Here is an 18043-nt window from a genome sequence, read left to right as displayed (position 1 = left end):
TTCAGCCCTTTTGTGTAACGCCTAGAAACATAAGGTGATATCAACCTTACATCTATCGCCATTCGACGACACCCCAAAATGCCAGGCCCCCGGCGGAGGTTCCGCCGGGGGCCTGGCAGGCCGGACCTTGTCGCGGCTTAGCGCAGCACGCCTTCCTCGTTGAGCAGCTTGAGGATCGCCTCGGCGCCCTGCTCCGCCGAGACGCCCTCCAGCACCTGGCCGCTGCCGCCCTCCGCCTTGGCGGCGGCGGCCTTGAAGCGGTCCCGGGCCGAGGCGGCCTTGACGATCTTCAGGCGCTTGGGGCGCTTGCGGGCCGGGGCCAGTTGCCACTCGGCCAGCTCCCGGTCCGGCTCGGCGGGGACCGGGGTCGCCGCGAGCTCGGCCCGGCGGGCCGGGCCGAAGGCGCTCTGGCGCGCCGCCGGGGCCGCCGCATCCACGCTGACGATGGCCGGCAGGCGCACCTTGAGGCGCCGCCGCTGGCCCCGGGGCAGGGCTTGGAGCAGGGTCGCCACGCCATTCTCGACCTTCTCCACCGCGGCCAGGCCATTGACCAGCGGCCAGCCCAGGCGCTCGGCCAGGGCATAGGGCAAGAGCCCCGAGCCCTCGCCGCGCTCCGCCCGGGCGCCGGTGATCACCAACTGCGGCGGCGCCGCGGCCAGGTGCTCGGCCAGGGCCGGGATGGCATCGCTGCCCTCGGCCTGCTCCAGCAGGGTCAGGGTGTCCAGCCCCATCCCCAGGTAGCCGCGCAGCGCCGACTCGTTCTCCTCGCTACGCGGGCCGGCGTGCAACAGGCCGACCCGGCTGCCGGGCAACTGGCGCTCCAGACCCAGGGCCAACTCCAGGCCCCGGGCATCCTGATCGGCGCGACGGGCGCGCCCGGTGATGGGGTGGCGCCCCACCGAGACCAGTACCGCCACCTCGATTCCCTGCTGCTCAGGCCGCATCGCGCTGCCCTCCTCGCTGCTGTTCCACCATGGCCACCAGGGCGGCGAGGATCTCGGCGCTATCGCCGATCACCGCCAGGTCGGCGCGCTTGATCATGTCACACCCGGGATCGAGGTTGATGGCCACCACCTTGTCGCAGGTCTGGATGCCCTGCAGGTGCTGGATGGCCCCGCTGATGCCCACCGCCAGGTAGACCCGGGCGGTGACCCAGGTACCGGTGGCGCCCACCTGGCGGTGGCGCGCCATAAAGCCGTCGTCGACAGCGACCCGCGACGCCCCCTCGGTGGCTCCCAGTACCTTGGCGGCGTGATGGAAGCCGTCCCAGTCCTTGACGCCGTTGCCGCCGGAGAGGATGAACTCCGCCTCGGCGAGCGCCACCCCGGCGGGGTCCACCGCCACCTGCCCCAGGTCCTCGATCCGCGAGAAGGCGCTGGGGATGCTCTCCGTGAGGTACAGCGGCTCGGCGGCGTGACGGGTCTCGTCCACCGGCTCGGCGCACTCGGCCAGCGCCAGGGCGACCCTGGGCAGGGGACGCTGGATATCCAGGCTCTCCGCCGCGCCGCGGGCGGTGCAGCGCCAGCCCAGCGGCGTCTCGGCGTCGGCCTCGATCTGCCAGACGCCGGTGGCGGGGCGTTCACTCAGGCGCAGCGCCAAGCGCCGCCCCAGGTCGGCCCCGCCCAGGGGCGAGTCGGGCAACAGCCAGTGCCGCGGCGCCAGCTCCCGCTCCACGGCGCTCAGCGCCGCCAGCCGCGCCTCGGGGGCGAAGCCGGCGTAGGCGTCGTCGTCGAGGTGCAGCAGGCGGTCGATGCCCGCCTCGCCGAAGGCGTCCTCCTTGTGCTCGCCGAAGACCACGGCGAGCACGGCGCCGGGACGTTCCGGGTCGGCATCGGCCAGGCGCCGGGCCAGGCCCAGCAGGTCCTTGTCGTGAGCGGAGAGACGTCCGCCGGAGAGCTCCGGCACCACCGCCACCAGGAAGGCCGGGGCCTCGATGGTGACGTTACGGCGACTGTCCTGGGCCGCCTGGCGCGCCGCGCTCGCCGCCTGACCGCCCTGCTGGGCGCCGCTGCGGTCGATGCGCTTGATGCCATTGGGGCCGATAAAGCCGATGGCGCGGGGATTCTTGCGAATCACCCCATTGGGGCCCAGCCACTCGCTGGCGGCGCCGCCCTGCTCGGCGACCACGCTGGCGTGCTCGGGATGCAGGCGGTTACGGGCGATCCACTCGCGGCGTGGATCGCGACGACGAATCTCGCTCATCAGATCACCTCCTCGGCGGTCTTGCCGGCGTTGCGGCGGCTCGCATCGACCGCCTCGACGGCGGGGCGCGCCACCAGGGCGTCGGCCACCAGCTCGGCGATATCGCGGACCTCGGCGGTGGCGTCCACCACGCCCTCGAGCATGGCGGTGCACTGGGGACAGCCCACCGCCACCAGCTCGGCGCCGCTCTCCTTGACGTCGTTCATGCGCATATCGGGGATCCGCCGCTCGCCGGGGATATCGGTGATCGGCGCCCCGCCGCCACCGCCGCAGCAGCGCGAGCGGAAGCCGGAGCGTTCCATCTCCTTGACCTCGATGCCCAGCGCCTTGAGCACGTTGCGCGGTGCCTCGTACTCGCCGTTGTAGCGGCCGAGATAACACGGATCGTGGTAGGTGACGCTGCCGCCCTTCCAGGGCGCGAAGGCCAGCCGGCCGGCGTCATACAGCTCGGCGATAAAGGTGCTGTGGTGGCGCACCTCGTACTGGCCGCCCAGCTCGCCGTACTCGTTGCCCAGCACATGGAAGCTGTGGGGGTCACAGGTGACGATGCGCTGGAAGCGGTACTTCGCGAGGGTGGTGATATTGCGCTTGGCCAGCGACTGGAAGGTCGCCTCGTCGCCCAGGCGCCGCGCCACGTCGCCGCTGTCGCGCTCCTCGGTGCCGAGCACCGCGAACTCCACCTCGGCGGCACGCAGCACCTTGACCAGGGCGCGCAGGGTGCGCTGGTTGCGCATATCGAAGGCCCCGTCGCCCAGCCACAGCAGCACTTCGGCCTGCTTGACGTCGGCCATCAGCGGCAGGTTGAGGTCCGCCGCCCAGTGCAGCCGCGAGCCGGGATCGAAGCCGCCGGGGTTGTCGGTGGCGATCAGATTGTCGAGCACCTCGGCGCCCTTGTTGGGGGTCTGGCCCCGCTCCAGGGTCAGGTGGCGGCGCATATCGACGATGGCGTCGACGTGCTCGATCATCATCGGGCACTCTTCCACGCAGGCGCGGCAGGTGGTGCAGGACCACAGGGTCTCGGCGTCCACCAGGGCCTTGCCCTCGCGGGCCACGATGGGCCCATGGGGCGTGCCGTGGTGCTCGCCCACCGGCTTGCCGGGGTAGGGAGAGCCGGCGTAGTTGGCATCGCTGCCCCCGGCCAGGCCCACCACCATGTCCTGGATCAGCTTCTTGGGGTTGAGCGGCTGGCCGGCGGCGAAGGCCGGGCACATCGCCTCGCAACGCCCGCACTGCACGCAGGCGTCGAAGCCGAGCAGCTGGTTCCAGGTGAAGTCGGCGGGCTTCTCGACGCCCAGCGGCGCCGCCTCGTCGTCCAGGTTCAGCGCCTTGAGGCCGGTGGAGCGGTTGCCCTCGCCGAAGCGCTCGGCACGGCGGTGGAAGGCCAGGTGCAGGGCGCCGGCAAAGGCGTGCTTCATCGGCCCGCCCCAGGTCATGCCGAAGACCATCTCGCCCAGGCCCCAGACCACCACGGCGGCCAGGGCCAGCGCCAGCAGCCAGTGCCCGAAATCGGCGGGCAGGATGCCCACCGCCGGCAGGGTGATGGCGAAGACGCTCAGGGAGAAGGCCATCAGGCTCTTCGGCAGGCGCATCCAGGGGCCCTTGGAGAGCCGCGCGGGCGGGTTGCGCCGGCGCCGGGCCACGAACAGGCTGCCCACGAACATGGTGGCGCTGGCCGCCAGCAGCAGCCAGCCCAGCACGCCCTGGGCGAGCCCGAAGCCATGCACCAGGATCATCAGCACGGCGGCGGCCACGAAGCCACCGGCGGTGGCCACGTGGGTGTTGGACATCACCTTGTCGCGCTCCACCACATGGTGCAGATCGACCAGGTAGCGGCGCGGCAGGGCGGCCAGGCCCTTGAGCAGCGGCACGGCGGAGGGCCGCCCCTGGCGCCACAGGCGAACACGCCGCCAGGCGCCGATCACCGCCAGGCCCAGGGCGGCGAAGATAAGTATCGGCAGCAGGGTCTCGAGCATCTCGCTCACCTCATCGACAAGCTGGAAGCGGGTAGCGCGAAGCCGGAAGCGAGGGCCAACAAGGCACCTTCGACTTCCAGCTTCGAGCCTCGGGCTTACGGCTAGGGGTTAGAAGTCCTTGCAGATCCGCAGGGCGTCGTAGATGGCCGCGTGGGTGTTACGCGGCGCGGTGCAGTCGCCCAGGCGGAACAGCAGGAAGCCGTCGCCCGCCTCGCTCAGGCAGGGCTGGGGCTGGATGGCGTAGAGCGCCTCCAGGTCCAGCTGGCCCTTGTTGCGAGACTGCTCCTTGAGGGCGTAGTAGAGGCCCTCGTCGGGACGCACGCCGTTCTCGACCACCACCTGGTCGACCACCCGCTCCTCCAGGGCGCCGGTGTACTCGTTCTCGAGCACCGCCACCAGGCCGTCGCCCTCCCGGTAGACCTTATGCAGCATCAGGTCGGAGGTCATGATCACCTCCTTCTCGTAGAGGCTGCGGTAGTAGGTCGGGAAGGTGGTGCCGCCCACCGCCGCGCCCGGCTTGATGTCGTCGGTAACGATCTCCACCTTGGCGCCCTTGTCGGCCAGGTAGTCCGCCGCCGAGACGCCGGAGAACTCGCAGATGGCGTCGTAGATCAGCACGTTCTTGCCCGGGGCCACCTTGCCGGAGAGCACGTCCCAGGTGCTGACTACCAGGCTCTCCTCGGGATTCTCCGAGTAGCCCCACTCCGGGAACTGGCTGAGGAATGGCTGGCCGCCGGTGGCCAGCACCACGATATCCGGGCGCAGGTCGAGCAGGGTCGCCTCGTCGGCGCGGGTGCCCAGGCGCAGGTCGACGTTGAGACGCGCCAACTCGAGCTGATACCAGCGGGTGATGCCGGCGATCTGGTCACGCTGCGGGGCCTGTGCGGCGATGGTGATCTGCCCGCCCAGGCTATCTGCGGCCTCGAACAGGGTGACGTCATGGCCGCGCTCGGCGGCGACGCGAGCCGCCTCCATGCCACCGGGGCCACCGCCGACCACCACCACCTTGCGCTTGGGCCCCTCGGACTTCTCGATGATATGCGGCAGGCCCATGTACTCGCGGGAGGTGGCGGCGTTCTGGATGCACAGCACGTCCAGGCCCTGGTACTGGCGGTCGATGCAGTAGTTGGCGCCCACGCACTGCTTGATCTGGTCGATCTGGCCCATCTTGATCTTGGCGATGATGTGCGGGTCGGCGATATGCGCCCGGGTCATGCCCACCAGGTCCACGTAACCGCCTTCCAGGATACGCTGCGCCTGGTTGGGGTCCTTGATATTCTGGGCGTGGATCACCGGCACGCTGACCACTTCCTTGATGCCCGCCGCCAGGTGCAGGAAGGGCTCCGGCGGGTAGGACATGTTGGGAATGACGTTGGCCAGGGTGTTGTGGGTGTCGCAGCCGGAGCCGATCACGCCGAAGAAGTCGAGCTGCCCGGTGGCGTCGTAGTAGGCGGCGATCTGCTTCATGTCCTCATGGGAGAGGCCGTCCGGGTGGAACTCGTCGCCACAGATGCGCATGCCCACCACGAAGTCGTCGCCGACCTCGGCGCGCACCGCCTTGAGCACCTCCATGCCGAAACGCATGCGGTTCTCGAAGCTACCGCCCCACTGGTCGGTACGCTTGTTGACCCGCGGGCTCCAGAACTGGTCGATCAGGTGCTGGTGCACGGCGGACAGCTCGACGCCGTCGAGGCCGCCCTCCTTGGCCCGGCGCGCGGCCTGGGCGAAGTCACCGATGATGCGCCAGATCTCCTCCTCCTCGATGGTCTTGCAGGTGGAGCGGTGCACCGGCTCGCGGATGCCGGAGGGCGACAGCAGGGTCGACCAGTCGTAGCCGTCCCAGCGCGAGCGGCGCCCCATATGGGTAATCTGGATCATGATCTTGCCGCCGTGCTTGTGCACGGCATCGGCGAGATTCTGGAAGTGCGGGATGATCCGGTCGGTGGAGAGGTTCACCGAGCTCCACCAGCCCTGGGGGCTGTCGATGGAGACCACCGAGGAGCCGCCGCAGATGCACAGGCCGCAGCCGCCCTTGGCCTTCTCCTCGTAGTACTTGACGTAGCGGTCGGTGGTCATGCCGCCGTCGGTGGCATGCACCTCGGCGTGGGCGGTGCTGACGACCCGGTTACGGATGGTGAGCTTGCCGATCTCGATCGGCTGGAAGATCGCGTCGAATGCCATGGTTCTCTCTCCTCGTTCCCGGGACTTAGCGGGCGGTGCCGGTCAGCGGCTGGGTCTCGAAATAGCCCACCTCGCAGCCCTCTTCGGCGGCGCTCTGGGTCTGCTCGGCGACGGTGCGCAGGTCGCTGCCGCGGGCGGCGAGGATCTGGTCCATGGCGCCGGCGAACCAGCCGGTGAACATGTACTCGATCTTGCGGCCCACCTTGCCCAGCTGGTAGACGAAGGCGCTGTGCTCCAGGCGTACCCGGCAGGTGCCGGCGTCGAGGTCGATGGCCTCGGTGATGAAGTGACCCCAGCCACGCTGGGAGAGGCGCTTCATGTAGTGATCGAACACCGCCTCGCCCTCGAGGCCGTGCATCTCGGCCTCCTTCTCGCACCAGTGCCAGGCGCTCTTGTAGCCGGCGTGGTAGAGGATCTCGGCGTACTTCTCGGCGCCCAGCGCCTCCTCCACGGCCACATGGTTGTTGATAAAGAAGTGGCGCGGCACGTAGAGCATGGGCAGGGCATCGGTGGTCCAGACGCCGGTTTCGCTATCCACTTCGATGGGCAGTTCGGGGGCCATCTTGGTCACGGGAAGATTCCTCGAGTTGTCGTTATTCAGAGATAGAGAGAAGCAACGGGGATCAGGCGCCCCAGACGTCCTTGAGGACGCGCACCCAGTTCTCGCCCATGATCTTGCGCACCTGGGCCTCGCTGAAGCCGCGACGCAGGAGCGCCTCGGTCAGGTTGGGGAACTCGCCGATGGTGCGGATGCCCTCGGGATTGATGATCTTGCCGAAGCTGGTCAGGCGACGGGCGTAGCCCTTGTCGTGGGTCAGCCACTCGAAGAAGTTCTTGTCGTGGCCCTGGGTGAAGTCGGTACCGATGCCGATGGCATCCTCGCCGACGATATTCATCACGTACTCGATGGCCTCGACGTAGTCGTCGACGGTGGCGTCGACGCCGGCGCGCAGGAAGGGGGTGAACATGGTCACGCCGACGAAGCCGCCGTGGTCGGCGATGAACTTCAGCTCCTCGTCGGACTTGTTGCGCGGGTGCTCCTTGAGGCCGGAGGGCAGGCAGTGGGAGTAGCAGACCGGCTTCTTGGACTCGAGGATCACCTCCTCGGAGGTCTTGGCGCCCACGTGGGAGAGGTCGCACATGATGCCGACGCGGTTCATCTCGGCGACGATCTCGCGGCCGAAGCCGGAGAGGCCGCCGTCGCGCTCGTAGCAGCCGGTGCCGACCAGATTCTGGGTGTTGTAGCACATCTGTACGATGCCCACGCCCAGTTGCTTGAAGATCTCGACGTAGCCGATCTGATCCTCGAAGGCATGGGCATTCTGGAAGCCGTAGATGATCCCGGTCTTGCCCTCTTCCTTGGCCCGGGTGATGTCCGCGGTGGTGCGCACCGGGCGCACCAGGTCGCTGCACTCGGCCATCAGTTGGTTGGACTTGACGATATTGTCGACGGTGGCCTGGAAGCCCTCCCACACCGAGACGGTGCAGTTGGCGGCGGTGAGGCCGCCGCGACGCATGTCCTCGAAGAGCTCACGGTTCCATTTGGCGATGATCAGGCCGTCGATAACGATGGCGTCGTCGTGCAGTTCGCGGGGGGTCATGGAAGGTACTCCGGCAGTGTCGTTGACTTGCCGGCAGCATAGCGCCGCCCCCCTCCCCCCCGGCGCTTGGAAGCGACCGGCAAAATTCCAAAAACGTCAGGGGTGTCGCAATCGCGATAAAGGTCTATTGGAAGCCCTGGTGGCCACGGGTTTTGTAGGAGCCTTGGCTATCGCTCGGCACAGCCGGAACACCAACAATAGGCAGGGTGGCCGCAGGTTTTGTGGAAGCGCAGATTCTGCGCGATTGGGCGACGCAGTCGCCCCTGGCTATCGCTCGGCACAGCCGAGCTCCCACAATTAGAGACTCCAGCGGAGGAGGAGTCTTAATAAAGCCGTTCCAGGTAGGCGGCGCCGCCCAGGTTGCGCATCTGCTGGCGGATCCAGGAGGCGCGCTGGGCGACCTCGGCCGAGGGACGCGCCGCGTCGCGGCCCCGGGGATTGGGCAGGATGGCGGCCAGCAGGCTGGCCTGGTGGGGCGTGAGCCGGGCCGCGGAGACGCCGAAATAGTGCCGGGCGGCGGCCTCCAGGCCGAACACCCCGCTGTCCCACTCGGCGATATTGAGATAGACCTCGAGGATGCGCTCCTTGGGCCAGAGCGCCTCGATCAGCAGGGTGAACCAGGCCTCCAGCCCCTTGCGCACCCAGCTCCGCCCGGTCCACAGGAAGAGGTTCTTGGCGGTCTGCTGGCTCAGGGTGCTGGCGCCGCGCAGCCGGCCGCCGTTGCGGCTGGCCTCCCAGGCGCGGCGCAGCTCCACCAGGTCGAAGCCGCGATGCGCGGGGAAGCGCTGATCCTCGGCGGCGATCACCGCCAGCTTGGCGTGGTCGGAGAGCGCCTCCCAGGGCCGCCACTGCTGTTCGATGGCGATCGGCTCGCCGGCGATCCACGACTGCACCTTGCGCTCGACCATCACCATGGAGCCGAACACCGGCACCACGCGAAACAGCAGCACCAGCAGCACCGAGACGGCGACGAAGCCGAGCAGGGCGAGCAGCAGCATACGGGTCAGGCGACGAAGCCAGTCGGCGAGCATGGCGGGTCTCATCGAAAAACGGGCGCCCAGTATACGGCAAAGCCGCGCCCCGATAAGGGACGCGGCTTAACGTTACGACGACACCCTGGCCCGAGGGCCAGACGTTACAGCGGCACGCTGGCGTAGGTGGGCTCGCCCTGGGCCTGGGCCAACGCCAGCACGGCGCTGGAGACCGGCGCGTCGGGGCCGTCGTCGCCCTGGGCCAGGCCGGCCAGGGCCTTGGTGTGCAGCGGCTCGGCGGCCGGCGCCCGGGAGCCGATGCCCAGGCGCTCGTCGCGGGGCGGGATACCGAAGTACTCCCGGTAGCACTTGGAGAAGTGCGGGGTGGAGACGAAGCCGCAGGCGGAGGCCACCTCGATGATCGACATCGGCGTCTGCTTGAGCAGCTGGCGGGCCCGGGTCAGGCGCAGCTTGAGGTAGTAGCGCGACGGCGAGCAGTGCAGGTACTTCTGGAACAGCCGCTCCAGCTGGCGCCGCGAGACGTCCACGTAGTGGGCCAGCTCGTCGAGGCCGATGGGCTCCTCCAGGTTGGCCTCCATCAGGGCGACGATCTCCAGCAGCTTGGGCTGGGTGGTGCCCAGCACATGCTTGAGGGGCACTCGCTGCTGGTCCTGCTCACCGCGTACCCGGTCGTAGATGAACATCTCGGAGATGCCGGCGGAGAGCTCGCGACCATGATCGCGACCGATCAGGTTGAGCATCATGTCCAGCGGCGCGGTGCCGCCGGAGGCGGTGGCCCGATCGCGGTCGATGGAGAACAGCCGAGTGGTCAGGGCCACCCGCGGGAAGGCCTCCTGCATGGCGGCCAAGCACTCCCAGTGGATGCTGGTCTCGTAGCCGTCGAGCAGGCCGGCGCGGGCCAGGGCCCAGCTACCGGTACAGACCGCGCCGAGGCGCCGGGACTGACGGGCCTGCCCCTGCAGCCAGGCGATATGCTCGCGCTGCACGCTGCGGCTGGGGCCGATGCCGCCACAGACGATCACCATGTCCAGCGCCAGCGGCATGTTGGTGGCGGCATCCGGGGTCACCTGGAGGCCATCGCTGGCGCGCACCGGGGCGCCGTCCAGGCTCAGGGTGTACCAGCGGTAAAGCTCGCGACCGGCCAGCTGATTGGCCATGCGCAACGGCTCGATGGCCGAGGCCAGGGAAATCAGGGTGAAGTTGTCGAGCAGCAGGAACCCCAGGGTCTGGGGGGAGCTAGCGGCAACGGGGGTGCTGGTGGTCATGGTCGAGTCTCCTCTGAGCCGACGATCGTCATGGCGATCGTTTTATGCTTGTGTCGTCTTGGTCGGCGGCGGCCCCGAAAGCGCCATCGGTGTCGCGTATAGGCAAGCCTTGCGTGAAATGTACCCCCTGTGTCGCGCAGTGACATGACAAATTTGGCTATCAGGAAGCAATAGGTTATTGCACTCAGACAATAACGTCGCACCTGGATAAGTCGGCGTCGCTCCCATTGCGGGAGCTACCCTATCGCCACAGGCGGACTGGGACCGTCCTGCGGCCGATATCGTTCGGCACAGCCGAACTCCCACAACCCCAGTGGCCACTCAAGCTATTGTGGGAGCTGCCCCACCCACCACTGTGGGAGCGCGGATTCCGCGCGATATCGCCCGAAGGGCGATCTAGAAGCTATCAGGCGCCTTCGCCGCCCCTGGGAAGCACCAACAAAAAGCGCCGCACAAGGCGGCGCCGGTAGGGAAAAGGTCCCGCAACAACGACTCAGCGGTTCTTGTGCAGCCGCTCCGCGTGGTAGCGCAGGTGGTCGTCGATAAAGCTGGCGATAAAGAAGTAGCTATGGTCATAGCCCGGGTGGCGACGCAGGGTCAGCGGGTGGTCGTGCTCGGCGCACACCGCCTCCAGGCGTTCCGGCTTGAGCTGCTCCTCCAGGAAGTTATCCGCCTCGCCCTGGTCGATGAACAGCGGCTGGCGCGAGGCGCCCTTGGCCACCAGCTCGCAGGCGTCGTACTGGGTCCAGGTGCCCGCGTCGTCGCCCAGGTAGCCCTGGAAGGCCTTCTGGCCCCAGGGGCAGGCGCTGGGATTGACGATGGGCGAGAAGGCCGACACCGAGCGGAAGCGCCCCGGGTGGCGCAGCGCCAGGATCAAGGCGCCATGGCCGCCCATGGAGTGGCCGCTGATCGACTCGCGACCATTGACCGGGAAGTGCTGACGCACCACCGAGGGCAGCTCGTCGGCCACATAGTCGTACATGCGGTAGTGGCTCTTCCACGGCGCCTGGGTGGCGTTGACATAGAAGCCGGCGCCGGAGCCGAAGTCGTAGCTGTCGTGCTCGCCGGGCAGGTCGGTGCCTCGCGGGCTGGTGTCCGGGCAGACGATGGCGATGCCCAGCTCCGCGGCCAGGCGCTGGGCGCCGGCCTTCTGCATGAAGTTCTCGTCGGTGCAGGTCAGCCCCGACAGCCACCACAGCAGCGGCACCCGCTCGCTCTCCGCCTGGGGCGGCAGGTAGATGGCGAAGATCATCTCGCAATCCAGCGCCCGGGAGCGATGCTTGTAGCGCTTGATCCAGCCACCGAAACTCTTGGTGGCCGACACCAGTTCCAGGCTTTCAGACATGGTCATCCGTGCTCTCCTTGGGCCCCGCCGTGGCGGGGCCGCCTCTCGAATAAAGTCGCCTTAGTAGTGGAGTACGCTACGGATGCTCTTGCCCTCGTGCAACAGATCGAAGGCCTCGTTGATCTTCTCGAAGGGCATGTCGTGGGTGATGAACTCGTCGATCTTCAGTTCACCGTTCATGTAGCGGTCCACATAGCCCGGCAGCTCGCTGCGGCCCTTGACCCCACCGAAGGCGGAGCCCTTCCAGACCCGGCCGGTGACCAGCTGGAACGGACGGGTGGAGATCTCTTCGCCGGCACCGGCCACGCCGATGATGATCGACTCGCCCCAGCCCTTGTGGCAGCACTCCAGGGCCGAGCGCATCACGTTGACGTTGCCGATGCACTCGAAGGAGTAGTCGACGCCGCCGTCGGTCAGGTCGACGATCACCTGCTGGATGGGGTCGGCGTAGTCCTTGGGATTGACGAAGTCGGTGGCCCCGAACTGGCGGGCCAGCTCGAACTTGTCCGGGTTGACATCGATGGCGATGATGCGGCTGGCCTTGGCCATCTGCGCGCCCTGGATCACCGCCAGGCCGATGGCGCCCAGGCCGAACACCGCCACGGTGGCACCCGGCTCGACCTTGGCGGTGTTGAGCACGGCACCGATGCCGGTGGTCACGCCGCAGCCCAGCAGGCAGATCTTGTCCAGCGGCGCCTCCTTGGAGACCTTGGCCAGGGAGACCTCGGGCAGCACGGTGTATTCGCTGAAGGTGGAGCAACCCATGTAGTGGTGCAGGGTCTTGCCCTCGAAGGAGAAGCGCGAGGTGCCGTCCGGCATCAGGCCCTGGCCCTGGGTGGCGCGCACCGACTGGCAGAGGTTGGTCTTGCCGGAGAGGCAGAACTTGCACTTGCCGCACTCGGCGGTATAGAGCGGGATGACATGGTCGCCCGGCTGCAGGCTGGTGACGCCCTCGCCCACCGCCTCGACCACGCCGGCGCCTTCATGGCCCAGCACCGAGGGGAAGAGCCCTTCCGGGTCGGCGCCGGAAAGGGTAAAGGCGTCGGTATGACAGACGCTGGTGGCCGCGATGCGCACCAGCACCTCGCCGGCCTTCGGGCCCTCCACGTCGATTTCGACCAATTCCAACGGCTTGCCGGCTTCCAGGGCAATAGCGGCACGTGATTTCATAGCGGTTCCTCGACAGCGAGTGACACGGTAAAGGGGCGCCAGTTTTCGTACTGAACCTAGGGTGGCGCCGAATACCTGCAGTCTAGGTGATGGGTCGGTAGCGGATAAATCGGGTCACCGACACAAGATTATTGTTACTGAGCAACAATCAGCCAAGGGGTCGTCCGTCATGCAACGTTGGGACCGTATCGAAGCCTTCGTCGAAGTGGTGCGCCTGGGCACCTTCTCGGCGGCGGCGCGCCATCTGCAGGTCTCCAACTCCCATGTCAGCCGCCTGGTGGGCCAGCTCGAGAACCAGTTGGGCACCCAACTGCTCTACCGCACCACCCGGCAGATCCGCCTCACCGATGCCGGCGCCCTCTACTACGAGCACTGCCGCCACCTCTTCGATGGCTTCCGCGAGGCCGAGGCAGCGATCACCGACTTCCAGGCCCGCCCCAAGGGGGTGCTCAAGCTGACCGCCGCCACCACCTTCGGCGAGCGCTTCGTGGCGCCCCTGGTCAACGACTTCCAGCGCCTGCACCCGCAACTGGAGGTGCAGATGCACTTCACCAACCGCCAGGTGGAGCTGATCGACGAGGGCTACGATATCGCCGTGCGCATGGGGGTGCTCAAGGACTCGACGCTGATCGCCCGGCGCCTGTGCGAACGCCGCGAATACGTGGTGGGCTCCCGGGCCTACTTCGAGCAGGTCTCGCGCCCGCATAGCCTGGCGGAGCTAAGCAACCACCGCTGCCTGGTCGGCAGCCGCGACTCCTGGCTGTTCGAGGTGGAAGGCGTGCGCCGGGAGATCCGCGTGCAGGGCAAGTGGCGGGCCGACTCCGGCCCCGCCCTGCTGGACGCCGCCCTCAAGGGGCTGGGCCTGGCCCAGTTACCCGACTACTACGTGGAGGAGTACCTGGCCAGCGGTGAACTGATCTCGGTGCTGGACACCTTCCGCCACCGGGACACCGCCGTCTGGGCGGTCTACCCCCGCCACCGCCACCTCTCCCCCAAGGTGCGGCAGTTCGTCGATCACCTGGTGGCGTACTTGCCGGGGAGTTTGCCGAAGCGGAGGGAGGTGAGGGTGGAGGTGTGATGCTGGCAGTGTGTCGGGTGAATACCGTCACTGTACTCTTTTGCTACAGCCTCAACGCCCGCAGCACGGGCAAAGTTGAAGCGCAGCGAAAACTTTGTCCCCGTGCCTGCGATTGTTATGCCCACACGGGCGCTGATTCAGCTTGATAGAATTCAACAGATTTACCAAAGCCCTGAAGAAATGCCATAGCATTGGCCTTTGTCCTAGTATTTGCCGCTGTATTCTCGTCGCCATAGATGCTTACAAAAACCTTTGATACCCTGCTAGATTTTATTTGGTCAAATATATGCTTATCGTTTTCATCCATGGAGTGACCATGAATAAACAAGCTGCCCCTCAAGTTTCCTAGGGCTTGAAAGCAGTAGTTCAGGTATGGATTGTGGTCTATCCTCTGCCTTTTTCTCTCATGTATGGGCTCAGATACGAATAATGGGAAACTTCCATGCTCTAGATTATCTCTTACTTGCTCAATAATCGTGACGCCATCATCGGTACAAGCGTGTTTCTTGATATAACGACCTGTATCGTAAATATGAAGCCCACCATGCAGAAAATATACTTCTTGGTCAGTGCCATGACCTTCCCAGCGACGTTGGGCACGAAATCCATCATCCGTTCTATAATTCTCTGGTGCTAAGTTGTACTTATTTCTTGCCCAATAAAACAAAAGGTCGTAGTTAATCGAAAATATCTCATTGAACTGAGACAGAAATGTCCTGACAGCCACATACTGATCGTCCGTAATTTCACTGGGTAAATTAGGGTGAGTGTTTGATATTGCTGTTATCAAAGAATCTTTAAGAACATCTCTATCAGAAACGATGCTTTCAATCAATGCATTGTCCGGATCATATGCTCTCAGCACTGTTTCTGCGGCGGTTAGCTGTTTCGATACTGCCTCGAAATCATATGTTTCTAGGCTTTGGAATAGCGGTCGAATTACCGTATCGCGATCACCGAAGTTTGCCGCTTGCAGCAAGTTCTCATAGTTGAAAATTCTGGCGTTCCAGGCCTGTGAAAAGCCATTCGCCAGCACAATTGATGGCTTGGCGTCTTCATCAACTGAATCTATAGCTTCTTGAAAAGTCTGCAAGGCGAACCTCCTTTAGGCATAACAGCGTATTATGCATTTGGATTTGTAAATACACCGGCTCTAACCATAAACTCAGGCCCCACAAGAAAAGGCCTGCGATACCCGTCCTCAATATTCTTGTCAGGTGGAATAAAAGAAAGGCATTCTTCGAGAGGGTGCTCCTCTCTGCCAAATATCAAATCTAAGTGTGCCTCTCCGGTGCAATCTAAAATGCTACCATCAGGCAGAGTCAGCCAGACATGGGATTTGATTGGCTCCCCAAGAACCGGATTCGTCATCTCTTTTTCTATCGATTCATGCGACATTTCGCAATATATATAGTCCGAGAAAAATATATCACCTATTGTTATGTAGGTTTTCATATTAAGATAGTGATAAATAGCTCTTTGCAGCTCGAAATGTACTGCCACACAATTCATTGCAAGATCAGACGATTGCCGCATCCCCAATGCGTCTAGCACATCGCGCGAAAGAAAGAGCACATCCCTTGCTTTTTTGACTGAAATTTTTTTACGCCAAGGAATAGGCGTTTCACCAGGCTCCAGGCCTATTTTCTTCGTATAGTTAATTGCCGAAACGAATCTTTCTTTGTAAGAAGACATATATGCTTAGCTCTAGTGCTAGATTGTTGTACTTTTTGCATAACGCTGCCATAAACGGCGCGAGCTTGCGAGCGTCCGGCGACTGAAGGGAGCGAATTTAATGGCCTTGTTATGCATTTTGTAAGAACTCTTCGTTGAAGTTCAAAAATCTTTCTTGCGAGCCAACCTTGAAACCAAATTGGACTTCAGCCCCCCAGATGAGGGTAAAAACATTATAAGCCTCTTCAACCAGCTCTTGAAACTCTGCTGTGAAGTCTGGCAGATCAAACGGTTCTGGGTAGCCATCTTCTGTTAAATGTGCAATATATCGATTTCTATGCTTTGTCTTTATTGCATTTATAGAATCGCGAAAGCTTTTGATTGCTTCATTTAAAATTCGCTTATCGTGATCCAATCCTGGAAGTTTATTAATGGCCTTTTTTGCCGCATGAAAAGAGACTTTGGACTTGTCTTCGTCAAGCTTACATAAGTGCATAATTATCTCATTTGAAATAGCACGTAGAGCCGTGACCTCCTCCAGAAGAAAATACCTCGAGCTTTTTCGAAACCTCTCCCCGAGATTGTCAAATTTTTCGCGATAGCTGTATAGGCTTAGACACAGCTGATACATTTCTCCTTTTAATGGGATAAAGTCATTTTTTAAGGTCTCGGTTAACATATGCTCTCACATGCATAACGCCCGCAGCACGGGCAAAATTGTAGCGCAGCGGAAATTTTGTCCCGGTGCCTGCGATTGTTAGGTGAATGGCTATGGCAACACTCCAAGCTTGAACACCAGGGCTAAATTCTGAACTATAACGACCCCAATTAGTGCGAATGCAAATAGATAACTCAATGCAGCCAGATACCGCGTACGACTCGAACACTGATCCGCGTAACGCATTACCATCCAGAATTCTCTTTGAAGAGGCTCTGATTTCCCTTCATATACTTCAATTTGCATATTACCGTGAAAGTGCTCATCCGCTCTTTCTAGAGCCTGCCTGAGGCCTTCCCAATTCATTCCAGCCTCGAAGAGATACTTATCCAGATGAGTTATCCCTTTCCTGGACGCGGCAAAGTCACTGAAACTGTCATTCTCTTGAATAATGGAGGGGCATCTAACCTTAAAGAGAACGTTTGCAACGGCGAAAGCCAGTGCAGAGAAATAGAAAACCACCCATGAGAAAGGCAGACTCAGGTTGAGCCGGATATCTTGTCCGAATATGGTGAATGCTCCTGTCTCTGGGATGCTCTCCAATGCTTTTGCGGCAATTGGCACAATAAATATCCAGATATACATGGAGCCTACGAAAGGCAATCGGGCGGCTGACTTAAGATTCTGCCAGCTAGTAAGGCTGTCGAGTTTCTTTTCGATCACGTCTTTCACCTAACGCCAGCCAGCATGCGCGGCTGCGGAATGGAGGCGAAGCCGCAATGCATTAGGCGTCGCGTGCCTGGCCTTGTTATACCTGACCCAAGACACAATCGATCTCCGTTTCTACGAGCCAGTCCAGATTGATGAAGCGGCTTACTTCAACAAACGTACACGCGGGCCTTATTGCAGAAAATAGCTCACCATGTGCTTTGGCGGCTTCCTCCCAACGAGAAATGTCAGTGAGCATGATGCGAGTTCTGATTATATCTGTCGGTTTTCCTCCAGCCTCTTCAATAGCCCGAATAGACAGTTCCAGGCAATACTTGGTCTGCCCATAAACATCCCCAACGCAGGTAGTTTCACCATTCTCTATGGGTGCCGTGCCGGAGACAGAAATCATGTTTCCAACTCTGCATGCTCTGGAAAACCCAATCGGTTCTTCCAACGGAGACCCTGAACTTACCAGCTTTCTCATATGCTCCTCCTTGAGGTATAACGCCGCGCTCACCGGTAAATTGGGAGCGAAGCGAGTAATTTATCCGGGTGCAGCGCTTGGTTATGGCCGCGACGCGTCGGCCTGGAAGGAAAGCACGCTTTGCGGAGCTCCGCCGGAGCATTACGGTCAAGGGTGCTGGAAAAGAGTGGGGTAGTGACCATTTCCATTGATCCTTCTTATTTTCACGCCACCGAACGAAAGCTCAGACCTTTTGGTCGGCCTTGATGTTTCGGACAACTACCCACCGCTGGGTGGTACCAAATGCCAGTCAACTGATTGCCCAGAGCAGCGCCACGTACTTGCGGCCAAAGTTACCACGGATTTGATTGTGTTCCCATTCGGCCGACGAGCGCCGATGGCACTTGGTCGACTATGAGTATTGCTCTTTCTGCTGGTGTGGGCCGAGCGCTATAACAGGTATTAGGCGCCGCGTCCTATGATTGGATCAACGTGCTGGCACGTTCGTCCGACAAATGCAGCCTACCGTTCAACGCCAACCTTCTGACACCAAAGAAAATTAATTATAGCTTGGCGTCATATGCAGAGTTCGTGCGACTTCTGCTTTTGCCGGTTTCAATCATACTCGGTGGCTGGCTGGTGAGGTGCCGAAGACTCCAGGCACGCTACCGCCCCTACCCTGCGTCTTATGATGGCGGCCGCCATCCATGCGGTAGTCCCTGCGTGCTTG

16 protein-coding genes are annotated in these 18043 nt (G+C 62.9%); 1 reads left to right on the top strand and 15 read right to left on the bottom strand.

Going from position 1 to position 18043, the window contains the following annotated elements:
* Window positions 1–137: 137 nt before the first annotated feature.
* From etfB to HPA02_RS02635, 10 genes are all read right to left on the bottom strand, one after another.
* The gene (gene etfB, locus HPA02_RS02680) at window positions 138–944 is read right to left on the bottom strand and encodes an electron transfer flavoprotein subunit beta (protein ID WP_146801529.1); all 807 of its coding nucleotides are present in this window, start codon (window positions 942–944) and stop codon (window positions 138–140) included.
* Window positions 934–2202 (bottom strand): electron transfer flavoprotein subunit alpha, encoded by a 1269-nt coding sequence (etfA, locus tag HPA02_RS02675; protein ID WP_146801528.1) that lies wholly within the window; start codon window positions 2200–2202, stop codon window positions 934–936. The genes etfB and etfA overlap by 11 nt, the downstream gene beginning before the upstream one ends.
* Window positions 2202–4175, bottom strand: coding sequence for a (Fe-S)-binding protein (locus tag HPA02_RS02670; RefSeq protein ID WP_146801527.1), 1974 nt, complete (start codon window positions 4173–4175; stop codon window positions 2202–2204). The genes etfA and HPA02_RS02670 overlap by 1 nt, the downstream gene beginning before the upstream one ends.
* A gap of 108 nt (window positions 4176–4283) precedes the next feature.
* Complete coding sequence (dgcA, locus tag HPA02_RS02665; RefSeq protein ID WP_146801526.1) at window positions 4284–6356, bottom strand: dimethylglycine demethylation protein DgcA; 2073 nt, start codon at window positions 6354–6356, stop codon at window positions 4284–4286.
* Window positions 6357–6381: 25 nt separating this feature from the next.
* Entirely contained in the window at window positions 6382–6927 is a 546-nt protein-coding gene (locus tag HPA02_RS02660) for a DUF5943 domain-containing protein (protein ID WP_146801525.1), read from the bottom strand.
* 52 nt (window positions 6928–6979) lie between these two features.
* Window positions 6980–7957 carry a dipeptidase gene (locus HPA02_RS02655; protein ID WP_146801524.1) on the bottom strand — a complete coding sequence of 326 codons (978 nt, stop codon included), beginning with the start codon at window positions 7955–7957 and terminating at the stop codon, window positions 6980–6982.
* A 323-nt stretch (window positions 7958–8280) separates the two neighbouring features.
* Window positions 8281–8988, bottom strand: coding sequence for a monofunctional biosynthetic peptidoglycan transglycosylase (gene mtgA / locus HPA02_RS02650; protein WP_146801523.1), 708 nt, complete (start codon window positions 8986–8988; stop codon window positions 8281–8283).
* 104 nt (window positions 8989–9092) lie between these two features.
* Complete coding sequence (gbdR, locus tag HPA02_RS02645) at window positions 9093–10214, bottom strand: choline metabolism transcriptional regulator GbdR (RefSeq protein ID WP_146801522.1); 1122 nt, start codon at window positions 10212–10214, stop codon at window positions 9093–9095.
* 493 nt (window positions 10215–10707) lie between these two features.
* Window positions 10708–11565 (bottom strand): S-formylglutathione hydrolase, encoded by an 858-nt coding sequence (gene fghA / locus HPA02_RS02640; RefSeq protein WP_146801521.1) that lies wholly within the window; start codon window positions 11563–11565, stop codon window positions 10708–10710.
* A 54-nt stretch (window positions 11566–11619) separates the two neighbouring features.
* Window positions 11620–12729: an S-(hydroxymethyl)glutathione dehydrogenase/class III alcohol dehydrogenase gene (locus HPA02_RS02635; protein ID WP_146801520.1), complete on the bottom strand. Its 1110-nt coding sequence runs from the start codon at window positions 12727–12729 to the stop codon at window positions 11620–11622.
* Between the two features lie 169 nt (window positions 12730–12898).
* Between HPA02_RS02635 and HPA02_RS02630 the strand changes: the two genes are divergently transcribed.
* Window positions 12899–13807: a LysR family transcriptional regulator gene (locus HPA02_RS02630; RefSeq protein WP_146801519.1), complete on the top strand. Its 909-nt coding sequence runs from the start codon at window positions 12899–12901 to the stop codon at window positions 13805–13807.
* Window positions 13808–13922: 115 nt separating this feature from the next.
* On the opposite strand, the gene HPA02_RS02625 is transcribed toward HPA02_RS02630, so the two are convergent.
* The 5 genes from HPA02_RS02625 to HPA02_RS02605 form a co-directional block, all read right to left on the bottom strand.
* Window positions 13923–14900: a DUF4917 family protein gene (locus HPA02_RS02625; RefSeq protein ID WP_146801518.1), complete on the bottom strand. Its 978-nt coding sequence runs from the start codon at window positions 14898–14900 to the stop codon at window positions 13923–13925.
* A gap of 29 nt (window positions 14901–14929) precedes the next feature.
* Complete coding sequence (locus HPA02_RS02620; RefSeq protein ID WP_146801517.1) at window positions 14930–15502, bottom strand: hypothetical protein; 573 nt, start codon at window positions 15500–15502, stop codon at window positions 14930–14932.
* 109 nt (window positions 15503–15611) lie between these two features.
* Entirely contained in the window at window positions 15612–16160 is a 549-nt protein-coding gene (locus tag HPA02_RS02615) for an AbiU2 domain-containing protein (protein WP_146801516.1), read from the bottom strand.
* A 90-nt stretch (window positions 16161–16250) separates the two neighbouring features.
* Complete coding sequence (locus HPA02_RS02610; protein ID WP_146801515.1) at window positions 16251–16862, bottom strand: hypothetical protein; 612 nt, start codon at window positions 16860–16862, stop codon at window positions 16251–16253.
* A gap of 85 nt (window positions 16863–16947) precedes the next feature.
* The gene (locus HPA02_RS02605) at window positions 16948–17334 is read right to left on the bottom strand and encodes a RidA family protein (protein ID WP_146801514.1); all 387 of its coding nucleotides are present in this window, start codon (window positions 17332–17334) and stop codon (window positions 16948–16950) included.
* Between the last annotated feature and the right edge of the window lie 709 nt (window positions 17335–18043).

Source organism: Bisbaumannia pacifica (assembly GCF_007989625.1).
Classification (GTDB): domain Bacteria; phylum Pseudomonadota; class Gammaproteobacteria; order Pseudomonadales; family Halomonadaceae; genus Bisbaumannia; species Bisbaumannia pacifica.
This window is presented reverse-complemented; position numbering and strand designations above follow the sequence as displayed.

What these genes read in the sequence shown, in the direction of transcription:
- etfB (WP_146801529.1), bottom strand. Translation starts at nt 944, where the DNA reads ATGCGGCCTGAGCAGCAGGGAATCGAGGTGGCGGTACTGGTCTCGGTG.
- etfA (WP_146801528.1), bottom strand. Translation starts at nt 2,202, where the DNA reads ATGAGCGAGATTCGTCGTCGCGATCCACGCCGCGAGTGGATCGCCCGT.
- HPA02_RS02670 (WP_146801527.1), bottom strand. Translation starts at nt 4,175, where the DNA reads ATGCTCGAGACCCTGCTGCCGATACTTATCTTCGCCGCCCTGGGCCTG.
- dgcA (WP_146801526.1), bottom strand. Translation starts at nt 6,356, where the DNA reads ATGGCATTCGACGCGATCTTCCAGCCGATCGAGATCGGCAAGCTCACC.
- HPA02_RS02655 (WP_146801524.1), bottom strand. Translation starts at nt 7,957, where the DNA reads ATGACCCCCCGCGAACTGCACGACGACGCCATCGTTATCGACGGCCTG.
- mtgA (WP_146801523.1), bottom strand. Translation starts at nt 8,988, where the DNA reads ATGCTCGCCGACTGGCTTCGTCGCCTGACCCGTATGCTGCTGCTCGCC.
- gbdR (WP_146801522.1), bottom strand. Translation starts at nt 10,214, where the DNA reads ATGACCACCAGCACCCCCGTTGCCGCTAGCTCCCCCCAGACCCTGGGG.
- fghA (WP_146801521.1), bottom strand. Translation starts at nt 11,565, where the DNA reads ATGACCATGTCTGAAAGCCTGGAACTGGTGTCGGCCACCAAGAGTTTC.
- HPA02_RS02635 (WP_146801520.1), bottom strand. Translation starts at nt 12,729, where the DNA reads ATGAAATCACGTGCCGCTATTGCCCTGGAAGCCGGCAAGCCGTTGGAA.
- HPA02_RS02630 (WP_146801519.1), top strand. Translation starts at nt 12,899, where the DNA reads ATGCAACGTTGGGACCGTATCGAAGCCTTCGTCGAAGTGGTGCGCCTG.
- HPA02_RS02620 (WP_146801517.1), bottom strand. Translation starts at nt 15,502, where the DNA reads ATGTCTTCTTACAAAGAAAGATTCGTTTCGGCAATTAACTATACGAAG.
- HPA02_RS02615 (WP_146801516.1), bottom strand. Translation starts at nt 16,160, where the DNA reads ATGTTAACCGAGACCTTAAAAAATGACTTTATCCCATTAAAAGGAGAA.
- HPA02_RS02605 (WP_146801514.1), bottom strand. Translation starts at nt 17,334, where the DNA reads ATGAGAAAGCTGGTAAGTTCAGGGTCTCCGTTGGAAGAACCGATTGGG.